Below are 12,124 nucleotides of genomic sequence, written 5' to 3' on the forward strand. Positions count from 1 at the left end.
GATCGGTTCCTCTATCGTGATTTGATGCTGCCTCAATTTGAGCTCATCGGCCTATATCACCGTTGGATGCACACGATCCGGTTCTATCACAGCTCCGTTCCAAGTTGTTTCACTGACAAAGACCTTTTCGACATCGGTCGCGTTCATCGCCCTCATGAGCGCACCGTAGTTCAACTGACACCTGATTTCGGCCCCAACCTGCAAAGCGCATTTGGAGGTTTCAGTGACAGTGTGATCACTCGTCGCGCCGACAAATGTGATGTCCGTAGGAAAGCTCAGCCCGCCAACATTCGTGTCCTGCAGCCCGACAGCAAGAACCGAACGGGACTTGCTGGAACTATCCTGCACAAGACGCAATGCCAAAAGAGCCGGATCAATCAGACGCAAGGGAAAGGGCCTTGTCTTGAACTTTGTTTCGATCACCTCGACCACAAGAGTGAACGCATCTGTATGAAGCCCATCTATCTGCTCGCCGGAAACGGGATCGGTGCCCAACAGGATCGCCTCGCCCAGGCGCAGTTCGTTGATACGTCCCTTTGTCGGTAGATCCAAAGCCCAAGGTAAATTGGCGGAACTGCCTCCTGATACGGTCTCAAGAAATGGGCCGCAAGCGCCCTCGATTTCGTATGCGAGCGTCGTTACGACCTCCATTGCATCAGCGTTCGGAGCAATGTTGCCCAGGCAGGCGAAGTTGGCACCAATACCTTTGAGAGCTACGCCAGGCATCTTCATCACCATTGTCGCGATACGCTCAAGATCTTCTGGCATTATCCCATCGCGCATATCTCCCATCTCAATCATCAAGATAACGCCATGCACCTCGCCTTTGAATAGCGCGGCTGCGGAAAGTTCCGCGATAACGTCTATCTCTGTATTGTAACTGGTTTCACAGGTCTCGATGATTTGATCGATTTCGCTCAGCATAGGAGAGCGGATCATGGATATTGGGCAGATGATGCCGGCGCAACGCATGCGCTTTACGTTCGCGACCCGGGCATCGGCCAACTGGGAAACGCCGCTTTCTAGCATGGCATGGGCGACGGCTGGGTCACCGCAAACAGCCTTTGTCACGCCTGTCACACTGATCCCGTGCGAAGCAAGATGGTCCACCAGAAAGCGCGTATTCTGGCGGATCTTGCACAAGTCGATTTCGATCCGCGGCGTCGTCATTCGGCAACCACACGCGGCAATGGCCGCAATTGGGGATAGGCAGAAAGAACCAACTCTGCCAAGTGCGCCGCTGGTCGGAGCAGAGCGTCAGTCACTGGGAGACAGAAGTTGCGTGAAAAGCCCCTGATGGCTGTTTCCACCTCGGTGTTCGTCATTCCTTCATGATTGAGCGTGACACCAATCACTTTCGTTTTGGCGAAAGCTTCGATAAGTTTTATCTCGAGGCGCGGATCGGGCATCGGCATGTTGGGAAAATCGCAACGGTGGGTCCGTTTGGGGGCGTGTTGCAGAATGACGGCGTGTGGCTGGCTACCGCGAAGAATGAATGCTGATGTGCAGAAAGCCGGATGGCTGAGCGCGCCTTGGCCTTCAATTAGGATGACATCTGGTTGTTCCTTTTCGGATGCCGCAACAATGACACGCTCAAGCTCGCCACAGCAGAACTGAGGCGGCACTGCATCCAAGGCAATACCATACTTGGCTCCCTGCATCACGCCGGTCTGACCGGTTCCGACCAAAACCGTCTTGATCCCCCGTTCATTCAGGGCATTCGCCAGCAAAGTTGCCGTGGTCCGCTTTCCGATTGCGCAATCAGTGCCCAACACAGCGATACGGATCGCTTCAACATCTGCAACGCAGCCGTCAAACAGACGCATGTTCTTGCTAGGCTGCGGCTTCCGAATGTCCCGAATGGTAACACATCCAAACTGGGCGGCTGAGCCAATTTCGAGATCGTCGCCGAGATATTCGTGTAGCCCACTGACGATATTCATGCCTGACGAAATCGCGTCCAGAACAACGCCTCTGTCTGCCGTGGACAATGTACCACTGGACGGTGCCATTCCATAGATCAGAGTGTCTGGGGCTACCGCTTCGTGAGCGATGGCCGCGCTAAGATCGCCATGCACTGGAATGCCGTTGTCGATACCATCGAGAACCTCGCCGCTGTCACGCCCTTCTAGAGTGCTGTCAATTACTGACAGAACACGAAAGACCTGCGAAAACCGGACTAGACCGTTTGCAGTCTTGCCGTCAGTCTTGCCGAAATTCCCTTCACAATAGACGGTGGCGGTTGGAGCGTCATAAGAGATTATCTTAGGAGGGTTGTCTGGACAAATTGAGAGTTCCATCGGCGGCGCCTGTGCTGCTCTTGCGACCGGTCTCTTCATTTGCGCTAAATGATCTTCCGTTTTCATGTCCGTTCCTTTCTATGTCGAGCCAAACCCGGGACAATGAAGCCACCAGGGTCAACGAAGTGACGCCTGATTTGGGATCAGCAGGCTTCGCGTTAGTTGTTCAGAACGCAAACGCCCTTTGATCGCTGGAAATTTCGGTGGCACTCCCAGCGGTTTCCGGCCCTGTCCAAGTGGGCGTTGGCCGGTAAGTCTATGAAAACGCATCCACTGGCAGTTTCCGCATACCCGCGGTCACATTTCCAACCTTGTCCATGGGAGGCATCGTCAAAGTAAGCGTTCTCGGGAACAATAACCGGTTCACAAGCGCCAACTCGCTGGAAGTACCCGCGCTCGCATGTCCAGGGTTGCCCATAAGACGATCCATTCAGAAAGGCATCGGCAGGTACCATGATTGGGGCACATATCTCACCTTCAGCCCGATAGCCCCGATTGCAAACCCAGACATCACCATAAGACTCGCCCGACAGGTATCCGTTGTCAGGTACTGCAACTTCCAGGCAAGTCTCGTCAATTTTCACGTAGCCGCGCAGGCACCGCCAACTTTTTCCTGAAGAGGCGAGATATCCGCCTTCGGGTACGGGTACTTCGACACAAGCCAGGCCATTTTCTTCTAGAAATCCATGCAAACAATCCCAGCCCCTGCCATAGGTCCTGTTTGTTGCGTAAGCATTCTGAGGGACTATAATGGCGACGCAAAGGTCGTCTTCGACCCGGTAGGATCGGTCGCATTCCCATCCGTCCCCGTAACTCCTGGAGTGTGCATTCTCAGGCATGAGGGCGTCTGCAGATTGTGCGAACACAGGGAATGCGAATGACGCGAAGATACCAGCCAGAATGTACATTCTTACCGAAAGCCGTTCTGACGGTTTCTTTTTGGGCAATTTTCTAGGTGTCATAACTGGCTCCCTTCTGACCTAATGGCATCGGCTTTTATTCTTGGGTTTCAGTTGCCCTGTTAAGGTCGTGTTGGGTGCGCCACGACTCAGGCCGTTCGTCTCGTAGTGGTGGCACGTCTTCGTTCTCGATAGTTTGGATAGGGTGTCCCGTCAGTTCCGCTGATTGAACGGCCATCGTCATCACAAAAGACAGCTTCTGCAGCGCCATTTCAGCCAACGGTTTTGGTGTGGCATGTTTCATCCCTTTTCCACCGTGTTTTCCGCGCGTTCCGGCGGCTTGTCGACGTCAAGGCCGGCAAGACAAGCTTGAGCGATGTCACGGTCCGGAACACCCGTGCCCGGAATGGTTGCCCAGCCTGTCTCCATGACGGCATCGTGGCGTTTGTAGGTTGTGGCTTTTCGAATAGTGTCAATATGTGCAACCCGATCCGGATCCACGCGTGCCATATCGAGGCAGACCGGCACCATCGCCGCTATGACTTGGTTTCGAGCCATCGCCGTCGCTCTGGTATCTGCGGTTCCGCCAGTCACCCAACCGCCCCATGAAAATCCAACCACACTGACAAAGACCGCACCGATCACGGCCCCATAGATGCCAGGTTTCAGCCATTCAGGAGTGTTCATTTCGAATCCTCCAGCGGAGAAAGCGCCGCCTCGCTATCATTTTTCAGTCTGGGTCAATGCGCCGGTCCCGGCGCAGCGCCGTTTCTAGGTCTTTCTCGGTGATTGGACGCTGTTCGGTGCGACCAATCTGGCTCCCTTTCCCATGGACGACCAAGTAGGTCCCAGTCCGGCGAAAGGCCTCAAAGCTGAGGCTTTGCAAAAGCTCTTCTTCGACGACGATTTCATATTCTCCTGCGGCCAGCTCGTCCGAGTAGCCCGGCAATACAAACGCATTGGCAAAAGTCACCATCGATCTCGACGATCGCGTGCTCATCCCTGACCTCCAGACTGTCTGCGGGTCTTTCCCGCGCCATTGTCACTCACCACCAGATTCCAGGGGCTACATGGTCGAACGAACTCCCTCCTTGTATCTCATGATCATTCGACGGGCGCTGACGCATGTTAGTCTCGGCTACCGGAATGCAATCTACCGAAGGTCCCTGGACCGCCAACTGGACTGACCTGTGTAAGGGCACCGCGACGAGCGATCGCGTAAAATTGGTTAAATCTGAAAATGCTCCACCTGTGTGCGTCCAGAACTTCGTTTTGCCCGGTGCGTACTGGTCAAGAGCTGACCGTCAATAAAAGAGGAGAATAAAGATGTCTGAAAACAAAGCACTGGGTACTCGCCCACCTGAATTCGAACGCTTTCTCTATGCACCTGTCGGCGAAGACCGGAACGGATATGTCGTGACGGTTCTCTCGGCGCTTGCACGTCTTGGCCTCGATCCCTGGAACGAAACCGCCGAACTCGTGAAGTTGCGGCGGGAAGAAGCCTGCGCGCGGCTTGAGATCCTCCTTTCGAAATTCAGGGACGTTCCCGAGCTAAAGGAGGACCACAATGCCGTCGCGCAGGAATTGAGCCTGTTGCTTCCGGAAAGCCCACGAGTAACTCCTCTGACGCGGGTGAGCTCGACAGTTGCCAATGGTCGCTTGGTGTCCAGCGGTGCAATCTGGACGATACTCGCGATCGTCTTCGTCCTGATACAAATGCTGTTCATCAATTCGCCAGGATCAGACGAATGACCTCTGCCCATCAAGCGCCCGTGGACCACCGGCGATCGATTGTGAAACCTGAGGTCACGTCGGCGATCGAAGACGCGTTCCTTTGGAGCCTTGAGGAGAGGTTCTGGACTAGTGGTCTAGATAGCGCGCGCGCGACGACTGCACAGAACGCCGTCATGATCTTTCCCTTTCCGCCCGGCATCCTTCAAGGCGAACAGGTCTGGGACCACTTGCAACGGAATACAGGCTGGCGATCTGTTGTGATGACCGACCGCAATACGACGCTTCGCGGCAGCATTGCAATGCTCGCGTATCGCGCTTCGGCCGAGAAGGCCGGCGTGCCGATCTATGAGGCACTCTGCGCGTCCACATATTTGCAAGATGAGGACAATTGGCTTCGGATTTCGCACCAGCAAACACCCGTGATCCCGACTGAGTTGCTCACCAAATTCGTTTGGTCCTGATCCGTCCAATCCGCGGGCTGAAACAAGGTTTGCAGATCGGCGGCAGTTGATAGAGATGAAGAAAATAACTGCTGGTATGACCTGTGCAGGTTTTAAATGCCTTGTCATGTTCGAGCACCGGCGCAGTGCAATCTGTGGGCGTCGATCTCGCAGGTTTCGGGCATGTCCTCCTCCTTTCCTGAAGGAGTGTGTTTGCATCGGGTCCAAAGCACCAGCTACTGCGCATTGTGAAAGGAAAAACCACTATGTTGATACTCGATTTCCTTTCGGTCTTTCTGATAGCTGCCCAAATATTGGCTTTGTACCTAATCGCCTCAGATTTGATGATGAACAACACGCCGGTCGTCATTGTCTTAATCCCGGTGGACATTCGATTGGCGCGAAGCCTCATTTTTTGCCGCAACACGCCTGCTGATCCCGCTATCATACATGGCGGTTCTTGGAGGAACTTGCACACTTATCGGGACTACAACCAATTTGCTGGTTGATGGTGTGCCGCAGGCATCGGGAATCGAGCCCCTTTCAATTTTCGAAATTATTCCGGTCGGTTTGGTTGCGGCAGCCACGGGCGGTTTGGCATTGCTCATGCTCGGGCCTTTTCTTTTGCCCGATCGCGGGGATATTGCACGACTGGGCGCAGACAATGAAACAGCCTTCTTCACAGAGCTTCGTCCGTGGGAGGATTATCTGGGCGTGGGTCAGCGCATGGGCGGAATTTTTGACCTGAACCGGCGAGGCATGGAGATCATTGGTGTCCGGTCGCGATCCGAGGTAAAGCGCGATCGCCTGAATGAGCACGTTCTCGAGCCAAGTGACAAGATCATTGCCAAGGTGACGACATCGGAACTCCTCACCCTCCGTAGGATCGAAAGTAGCGAAGTTAGTTTGCGTCAAGGACCAGTCCCCGAGACCGTCACCGACGTGATAGTCGCTGAGGCTATCGTTACCCTTTCCCGTCGAAGTCGTGGTGTGCGAATTGCCCAGCTCGCTATGGCATGCGCGTCATTGGCGCCCACCGGCAGGGGGAAACAATTGGACCTGACTTGTCAACGGCACTCCTGCGTCCGGCTGATACGCTGCTTTTGGAGGGAACACTTGAAGGCTTTGCGCAGATGACCGAGGCGGGCGATCTCGCAGCGATCACGGATGCCGGAGGCCGCGCTTTCCGCCGCGAGAAAGCGCCGCTCGCTCTCCTAGCGCGGTGTGTGGTCGTGGTCCTTGCAGCCGCTAGGATAGCCGAGGTCAGTGTGCTTGCTCTCATCGCCGTTGCGACCATCCTCGTATTGCGGTGCATCGACAGCAACGAGGCCTGGAGTTCCATCGACGCAGGTGTTCCTGTCCTGATCTTCTCAATGTTGATTGTGGGGATAGGTCTTCAAAACTCTGGGACCGTTGGCCTGATCGTCAAAAGCGTAACCCCGGCACTAGACGGAATGCCTCCAATTGTAACGCTTGCTGCTGTCGACCTATTGTCCTCGGTGCTGACCGAAGCAGTCACCAATAACGCAGTGGCCGTCGTGGTGACCCTGTTCGCAATCGGCCTTGCCGAATAGCACGGCATTGACCTGCGGCCCTTTGTTGTTGCGGTGATACTTGGGGCGAGTACAAACTTTGCTACGCCTGTTGGCTACCAGACTAATAACTTGGTATAGTGTTTCAATGCCGTCGCCTTTTTGGGGCCTTCAGGCGCTTTGTCCCAGGCGGCCTTGACGGAGGCCATGTGCTTGACGGTGTGGTTTTCCTGACTCTGGTCTTCATCATTCATTGGAATGTCCTTTCCTGGACGGTCCGAGAATAAGAAGCACGAGACTCATACAGCTCTTTTGGGGAGCTCCATGTTCCCCGCGCCCCTCTGATACTCAAAAAAAATGCCAACCAAATACACAGCGGACACATGTTACCTAACGGGTTTCAGAGCACCTTCGTACTGACGCAGGTTAGCCCGCTTTAGCCAGATAAAAGATCCGCGCAAGTATCAGAGCGCCCATGAGTGCAATCAGCATCCAATAAATCGGGATCTGCCTCTTCCCTAGGTTCTAGCCTTGCAAGGGCCGAAAGTGCCGTAACAGCATTGCCCTTCCGATCCTCACCAACGAAGGCTTGCAAAAACCGATCGAACTCAGGGCTATGCGGGTAAAGAATGCCACCTGCGGGCATCACCATTTCCTCCTTTTTAATGTTTTCGGATCTTGGGAGCGAACGTGCCGACTGACCGGGGTCTCCTCTGGCAAGATCAAAATGTTTCGTATTGTTTCGATCATACCCGCATCGCCTGGAGCACGCGCTGACGCAGATCAGCCGGTGTCCAAACTTCTGAAGTCAAGCATCAGGGCAGCTCCAAGGTTCGCCGGCACGGCCCGGGTCCCAGCGGCGCTAACATGGGTCAGCGCGCATCGCCCGGTTCTGGGATAATGTATGATGACCGCAAATGCAGGCTACCACTCTGCAATCAGGATACGGCAGCCCTTGCAGCGCGGAAGGCACGTATACATCGCGGAGACCGGGGATGGCGCTGCGTTCAATCAGATCCACCGTGACCTTCCCGCGACCGTTTACCCTATCCGGATATTCGGACGAGCTGCCTGCCGGTGAATACGAAGTATTGGTTGAGGAAGAACTTATCGAGACGCTGAGTTTCACGGAATACCGCAGAACAGCGATTTTCCTGACCATAAACGGCAAAGGGCGTTCGCTGGGCCGAACAGAAATGCGACCAATTTCCTGGACCGACCTGGATACGGCACTTGGCCACGGCATTCAATATGACACCTGAAGATAGCGAGGCGGCGCTTTGCCGCTGGAGGAACTACAATGAACACTCCCGAATGGCTTAAACCTGGCCTCTACGGCGCCGTCATCGGTGCGGTACTTGTTAGTATAGCTGGATTTTCTTGGGGCGGCTGGGTAACCGGCCGAACCTCGAACGACAGGTCCGTGGCTATGGCCCGTGAACATGTTGCCACCGCATTGGTGCCTGTCTGTCTGGATATGGCCCGATCCGATCCGGAACGGGCTGCCAAGATGGCGGCGATCCGGGCAGCCTCTACCTTCCGGCAGCGAGAGGCCCTCATGGCGGCTGGCTGGGTGACGATACCAGGCACAGAGACCCCGAACCGGGACATCGCGCAAGCCTGCCTTGCAGCCCTTGACGTAAACAAGTCACCGGAGCGTCCGGAAAACACGATCAATGAAGGATGAGCAGCGCCATGTCACCAACTCTGCCTGAAACAACCGATCTTGAACGGCGCGTTCTAGCCCATGAACGGGTTCTCCAGTCGCTCATTGCTTACATGTCGCACACGGAACCGCGTTTTGTTGAGCACCTGAAGAAGCGTTTTGTTGAGCCGATGGCCATGGTGCGGCACGAGCATGACCACCGGAACGCGGATGACTACGCGGAGGAGTTCATTCGCGCCGTGATGACCCTTGGAGAAACGCAATTGCCAAAGGCGGTGAGCTCCAGCGTACTCGTTAAGCCATTGCACCAACCGGAAAAGAGACAAACTTCGGCACACCCCTATTATCCCACTGCGCAAGCTGATCGTGTCCGTGTCAGAGAGAGGAATGGGATCTGGGAGGTCAAGGTGGATGGCGTATTCCACGGGGACTACCACGACAAGGGCAATGCTCTGGCAGCCGCAGCTTTGGCGCGCTTGTCGCTTTGATGAGAGGACTTCTCCTATGAACGAGCTAGTCAGAAAGTCAATTGCGGTTTTCGCCCGGCCTTTCAGTGTGCCTGACTTCGACGAGAGGCTTCCGGCAGGAGAGTATGACATTGAAACGGAACTGTGTTCACCGCCCGACCAGCTGCACCCGGAAGTCTGGAAAGCATCTGTAGCGGTGAGGCTGCATTCTCCGGCATCCCACCCCGGCCTGGCGAGAACCTTGACCGTTTCACTGGCCGACCTCGATGACGCCCTGGCAAAGGACAAGCTGACCGGAAAAGATCTGGCCGAAATTTTCCTCGAAGAAATGCTGGCAGACCCGATGGTTCGGCTGGTGATGGAGGCCGACGGTGTTTCCGAGATGCAGCTTCGGCATCTCTACGCGGGCGGGCGCGCATCTCAGGCGGACAAAGAGGCACGGGATGCGGATACAACAGGTACATCGCCACAAGAAAACTCACAAATACAGGCTGCGGAGAACGAAGGAATGCCGACACAGAGGGAATAAGACACGTGAATCCACCCCGCCGACCGCCAGGGTCTGCGCCGAGTGCCGGTTCGCACGAGCAAGGGAGAAAACGATATGCCCGACCAGAACGGCGGCCCGGAAGACCGTGGGCCATGGCAAAGCAAACAGAAGAGCAATCCTCCCGAGATTGACGATATTCTACGTCAAGGCCGCGACCGCCTGAGCGGATTGTTCCCCAATGGGCGGCCGCCGCTGAGGGGAGTTCTTGTTGCAGGAGCGATAGTCTTGGCGGCGGTTGTGGCCTGGTCTTCTTACTACACTGTCCCGAGCGACTCGGTCGCCGTTGTCCAGCGCTTTGGCAAATACACTGCTGAGGTTCCGCCTGGCCTGCATTTCAAATTCCCGCTTGGCATCGACGTTGCCACACTGGTGCCCGTGAAACGGCAGCTGAAGCAGGAATTCGGATTCACCACGCCGGGCAGGAGTGATCCCTTCCAAAGCCCGTCTGACGGCCGACGTGAAACCGAAATGGTCACGGGAGATCTGAACGCCGCGCTTGTGGAATGGGTGGTGCAGTACCGGATCTCGGACCCCCTGAAGTTCCTGTTCGAGGTACGCGAGCCAAGCGCGACTTTGCGCTACGTCTCTGAGTCCGTGATGCGCGAGGTCGTTGGAGACCGCACGGTTGACGAGGTCATTACCATCGGCCGGCAAGAGATTGAGAGCGAGGCACTTTTTAAGATGCAGGCTCTGTCCACGAAATACGCCATGGGCATCAGTATCGACCAGGTGCAGCTGAAGAACATCAACCCGCCGGGGCCTGTTCAGGCGTCATTCAATGAGGTCAACCAGGCACAGCAGGAAAAGGAACGCCTGATCAACGAGGCGCGCCGCGAGTACAACAAAGTCATTCCGCTGGCCGAGGGCGAGAAAGATCAGCGGATTCGAGAGGCTGACGGTTATCGCCTGAAACGCATCAACGAGGCGGAAGGCGACGCTGCGCGGTTCACCGCGCTTTTGGCCGAATACGTCAAGGCACCAGAGGTCACGAGGCGGCGGATATACATAGAAACCCTCCAGGATGTTCTGCCCACAATCCTGTCAAAAATCATTGTCGAAGGATCGACTGCGAGCATCCTGCCGCTTTTGAACCTCGACAGGCTTCAGGAGGATCCGTCATGAGTATCAGACTGGGTCTCATTGCAGGGATTGCGGCTGCAGTTGGCGTGATTGCCTCCGGTTCCCTCTACACAGTTGGCGAAGTCGAACAGGCCATTATCACCCAATTCGGCAAACCCGTGAGAGAACCAGTTATAACGGCCGGTTTAAAGCTGAAGCTGCCCATCGTTCAGGAAGTCAACCGGATCGACCGCCGGGTTCTTGAGTGGGATGGCAATCCGTCCGACATGCCCACCAAGGACAAGCTCTACATTTCCGTCGATCTGTTCGCCCGCTGGAAAATCACCGACCCGTTGCAATATTTCCTGCGGCTGCGCGATGAGCGCAGCGCGCAATCCCGTCTGGACGATATTCTCGGCAGCGAAACCCGCAATGCCGTCGCAAAACACGAGTTGATAGAGATTATCCGGACTACGAAAGGCCGGATCCCGCTGCGGGACACGCTTCTGACTGATGAGGAGCGCGCGCAGGACATAGGTTCTCTGGTTCCTATCCAGAAAGGCCGCGCTCTTGTGGAACAAGAGATTTTCGCAGCCGCCTCAGAGAAGGTTCGTGTATTTGGGATCGAGCTTCTCGATATCCGTTTCAAGCGGATCAATTACAATGAGAGTGTGCGTCCGAAGATCTATGACCGCATGATCTCTGAGCGTCGCCAGATCGCTGAACGTTTTCTTTCCGAAGGCAATGGCGAAGCCGCGCGAATTCGCGGCAACCGGGTTCGCGATCTGAACAAGATACAATCCGAAGCGTATCGCGCCGTCGAGGAAATCCGCGGCGTGGCTGACGCCTCGGCGGCTGCGATCTACGCAAAAGCCTATAACATCGACGCCCAAGCAGCCGAATTCTATGCGTTTACCCGGACAATGCAGGCCTACAAGGACATGATTTCAGGCGGAACGACGCTGGTCCTGACAACCGATAGCGAACTTTTCAGGTTTCTGAGAGGAATGGAGGCCGGAGAGCCGTCTGGGAGTACGTCTCCTCCCTCTCCCGGCCTGACGGCTGCGGCCGAACGCTAATGAATCGGAGGACAAAGAGATGACGGAAGAACCGGTGGATTTGGACGAAAGGCGAAGCGCCGAAAGCCAAATTGCGACCGACACCCGTTGCTGCCAACGCGATGTTTGGGACCAAACGCCACCGACCCCATTCGCGTTTAATAGGCTCAAAGTTTTGGGTTTTCGGCACGTGCATCCGCCGCAAACGCAAAAGTCCAGTTTGTCCGTTGAAATCACCCCGCGTCTTATCGGTTCGCATAGGGCACAACGAATGGCAACTAGTTTACATGTTCACTATTTGTTTTTCATGACGCCCAAATATGCACGCTCGGGTCAGTTGGGCCGGATAGAGGAACCAGATCAGAACCGGCAATATGAACAGGGCGCCGAACCCACCGAGAAACACACGAAACGCTCCG

General features: G+C 55.5%; 17 protein-coding genes. 11 read left to right on the forward strand and 6 right to left on the reverse strand.

Annotation, left to right across the window (positions count from 1 at the left end; genetic code table 11):
* Positions 1–51 precede the first annotated feature (51 nt).
* The 5 genes from AC2FEB_RS15140 to AC2FEB_RS15160 all read right to left on the reverse strand — a co-directional run bounded on the left by AC2FEB_RS15140 (position 52) and on the right by AC2FEB_RS15160 (position 4,199).
* A complete protein-coding gene (locus AC2FEB_RS15140) occupies positions 52–1,170 on the reverse strand; it encodes an alanine/ornithine racemase family PLP-dependent enzyme (RefSeq protein WP_113788271.1) in 1,119 nt (372 codons plus the stop codon).
* Entirely contained in the window at positions 1,167–2,300 is a 1,134-nt protein-coding gene (locus AC2FEB_RS15145; RefSeq protein WP_233494631.1) for an N-acetyltransferase DgcN family protein, read from the reverse strand. The genes AC2FEB_RS15140 and AC2FEB_RS15145 overlap by 4 nt, the downstream gene beginning before the upstream one ends.
* Positions 2,301–3,296: 996 nt before the next feature.
* Entirely contained in the window at positions 3,297–3,503 is a 207-nt protein-coding gene (locus tag AC2FEB_RS15150) for a hypothetical protein (protein WP_113788268.1), read from the reverse strand.
* Entirely contained in the window at positions 3,500–3,886 is a 387-nt protein-coding gene (locus tag AC2FEB_RS15155) for a hypothetical protein (RefSeq protein ID WP_113788267.1), read from the reverse strand. Before AC2FEB_RS15155 ends, AC2FEB_RS15150 begins: the two co-directional genes overlap by 4 nt.
* 43 nt (positions 3,887–3,929) lie before the next feature.
* Positions 3,930–4,199: a hypothetical protein gene (locus tag AC2FEB_RS15160; RefSeq protein ID WP_113788266.1), complete on the reverse strand. Its 270-nt coding sequence runs from the start codon at positions 4,197–4,199 to the stop codon at positions 3,930–3,932.
* A 326-nt stretch (positions 4,200–4,525) separates the two neighbouring features.
* Here AC2FEB_RS15160 and AC2FEB_RS15165 point away from each other — a divergent pair, with 326 nt between their 5' ends.
* The 4 genes from AC2FEB_RS15165 (at position 4,526) to AC2FEB_RS15180 (ending at position 6,947) form a co-directional block, all read left to right on the forward strand.
* Complete coding sequence (locus tag AC2FEB_RS15165; RefSeq protein WP_113788265.1) at positions 4,526–4,951, forward strand: hypothetical protein; 426 nt, start codon at positions 4,526–4,528, stop codon at positions 4,949–4,951.
* Positions 4,948–5,394, forward strand: a complete 447-nt coding sequence (locus AC2FEB_RS15170; RefSeq protein WP_233494630.1) for a hypothetical protein — start codon at positions 4,948–4,950, stop codon at positions 5,392–5,394. Before AC2FEB_RS15165 ends, AC2FEB_RS15170 begins: the two co-directional genes overlap by 4 nt.
* Before the next feature lie 429 nt (positions 5,395–5,823).
* Positions 5,824–6,510: a hypothetical protein gene (locus tag AC2FEB_RS15175; RefSeq protein WP_496884198.1), complete on the forward strand. Its 687-nt coding sequence runs from the start codon at positions 5,824–5,826 to the stop codon at positions 6,508–6,510.
* The gene (locus AC2FEB_RS15180) at positions 6,438–6,947 is read left to right on the forward strand and encodes an SLC13 family permease (protein ID WP_300073704.1); all 510 of its coding nucleotides are present in this window, start codon (positions 6,438–6,440) and stop codon (positions 6,945–6,947) included. The genes AC2FEB_RS15175 and AC2FEB_RS15180 overlap by 73 nt, the downstream gene beginning before the upstream one ends.
* 74 nt (positions 6,948–7,021) lie before the next feature.
* Here the strand turns inward: AC2FEB_RS15180 and AC2FEB_RS15185 are convergent, their stop codons facing one another.
* The gene (locus AC2FEB_RS15185) at positions 7,022–7,159 is read right to left on the reverse strand and encodes a hypothetical protein (protein ID WP_158541246.1); all 138 of its coding nucleotides are present in this window, start codon (positions 7,157–7,159) and stop codon (positions 7,022–7,024) included.
* Between the two features lie 741 nt (positions 7,160–7,900).
* Here AC2FEB_RS15185 and AC2FEB_RS15190 point away from each other — a divergent pair.
* The 7 genes from AC2FEB_RS15190 to AC2FEB_RS15220 form a co-directional block, all read left to right on the forward strand.
* A complete protein-coding gene (locus AC2FEB_RS15190) occupies positions 7,901–8,167 on the forward strand; it encodes a hypothetical protein (RefSeq protein WP_300073708.1) in 267 nt (88 codons plus the stop codon).
* A gap of 38 nt (positions 8,168–8,205) precedes the next feature.
* Complete coding sequence (locus AC2FEB_RS15195; RefSeq protein WP_496884199.1) at positions 8,206–8,592, forward strand: hypothetical protein; 387 nt, start codon at positions 8,206–8,208, stop codon at positions 8,590–8,592.
* Between the two features lie 8 nt (positions 8,593–8,600).
* Positions 8,601–9,059, forward strand: a complete 459-nt coding sequence (locus AC2FEB_RS15200) for a hypothetical protein (protein WP_233494706.1) — start codon at positions 8,601–8,603, stop codon at positions 9,057–9,059.
* Between the two features lie 16 nt (positions 9,060–9,075).
* Positions 9,076–9,567 (forward strand): hypothetical protein, encoded by a 492-nt coding sequence (locus AC2FEB_RS15205; protein ID WP_113789389.1) that lies wholly within the window; start codon positions 9,076–9,078, stop codon positions 9,565–9,567.
* A 75-nt stretch (positions 9,568–9,642) separates the two neighbouring features.
* A complete protein-coding gene (hflK, locus tag AC2FEB_RS15210; protein WP_113789390.1) occupies positions 9,643–10,710 on the forward strand; it encodes an FtsH protease activity modulator HflK in 1,068 nt (355 codons plus the stop codon).
* Complete coding sequence (gene hflC / locus AC2FEB_RS15215) at positions 10,707–11,726, forward strand: protease modulator HflC (RefSeq protein ID WP_496884200.1); 1,020 nt, start codon at positions 10,707–10,709, stop codon at positions 11,724–11,726. Before hflK ends, hflC begins: the two co-directional genes overlap by 4 nt.
* Positions 11,727–11,745: 19 nt before the next feature.
* On the forward strand, positions 11,746–12,124 hold a 379-nt coding region (locus AC2FEB_RS15220; RefSeq protein WP_496884201.1), incomplete at its 3' end, for a hypothetical protein.

It is taken from the genome of Ruegeria sp. YTSC106 (assembly GCF_059609765.1).

What these genes read in the sequence shown, in the direction of transcription:
- hflC (WP_496884200.1), top strand. Translation starts at nt 10,707, where the DNA reads ATGAGTATCAGACTGGGTCTCATTGCAGGGATTGCGGCTGCAGTTGGC.
- AC2FEB_RS15175 (WP_496884198.1), top strand. Translation starts at nt 5,824, where the DNA reads ATGGCGGTTCTTGGAGGAACTTGCACACTTATCGGGACTACAACCAAT.
- AC2FEB_RS15205 (WP_113789389.1), top strand. Translation starts at nt 9,076, where the DNA reads ATGAACGAGCTAGTCAGAAAGTCAATTGCGGTTTTCGCCCGGCCTTTC.
- AC2FEB_RS15190 (WP_300073708.1), top strand. Translation starts at nt 7,901, where the DNA reads ATGGCGCTGCGTTCAATCAGATCCACCGTGACCTTCCCGCGACCGTTT.
- AC2FEB_RS15170 (WP_233494630.1), top strand. Translation starts at nt 4,948, where the DNA reads ATGACCTCTGCCCATCAAGCGCCCGTGGACCACCGGCGATCGATTGTG.
- AC2FEB_RS15195 (WP_496884199.1), top strand. Translation starts at nt 8,206, where the DNA reads ATGAACACTCCCGAATGGCTTAAACCTGGCCTCTACGGCGCCGTCATC.
- AC2FEB_RS15185 (WP_158541246.1), bottom strand. Translation starts at nt 7,159, where the DNA reads ATGAATGATGAAGACCAGAGTCAGGAAAACCACACCGTCAAGCACATG.
- AC2FEB_RS15145 (WP_233494631.1), bottom strand. Translation starts at nt 2,300, where the DNA reads ATGGAACTCTCAATTTGTCCAGACAACCCTCCTAAGATAATCTCTTAT.
- AC2FEB_RS15155 (WP_113788267.1), bottom strand. Translation starts at nt 3,886, where the DNA reads ATGAACACTCCTGAATGGCTGAAACCTGGCATCTATGGGGCCGTGATC.
- AC2FEB_RS15165 (WP_113788265.1), top strand. Translation starts at nt 4,526, where the DNA reads ATGTCTGAAAACAAAGCACTGGGTACTCGCCCACCTGAATTCGAACGC.
- AC2FEB_RS15200 (WP_233494706.1), top strand. Translation starts at nt 8,601, where the DNA reads ATGTCACCAACTCTGCCTGAAACAACCGATCTTGAACGGCGCGTTCTA.
- AC2FEB_RS15160 (WP_113788266.1), bottom strand. Translation starts at nt 4,199, where the DNA reads ATGAGCACGCGATCGTCGAGATCGATGGTGACTTTTGCCAATGCGTTT.
- hflK (WP_113789390.1), top strand. Translation starts at nt 9,643, where the DNA reads ATGCCCGACCAGAACGGCGGCCCGGAAGACCGTGGGCCATGGCAAAGC.
- AC2FEB_RS15140 (WP_113788271.1), bottom strand. Translation starts at nt 1,170, where the DNA reads ATGACGACGCCGCGGATCGAAATCGACTTGTGCAAGATCCGCCAGAAT.
- AC2FEB_RS15150 (WP_113788268.1), bottom strand. Translation starts at nt 3,503, where the DNA reads ATGAAACATGCCACACCAAAACCGTTGGCTGAAATGGCGCTGCAGAAG.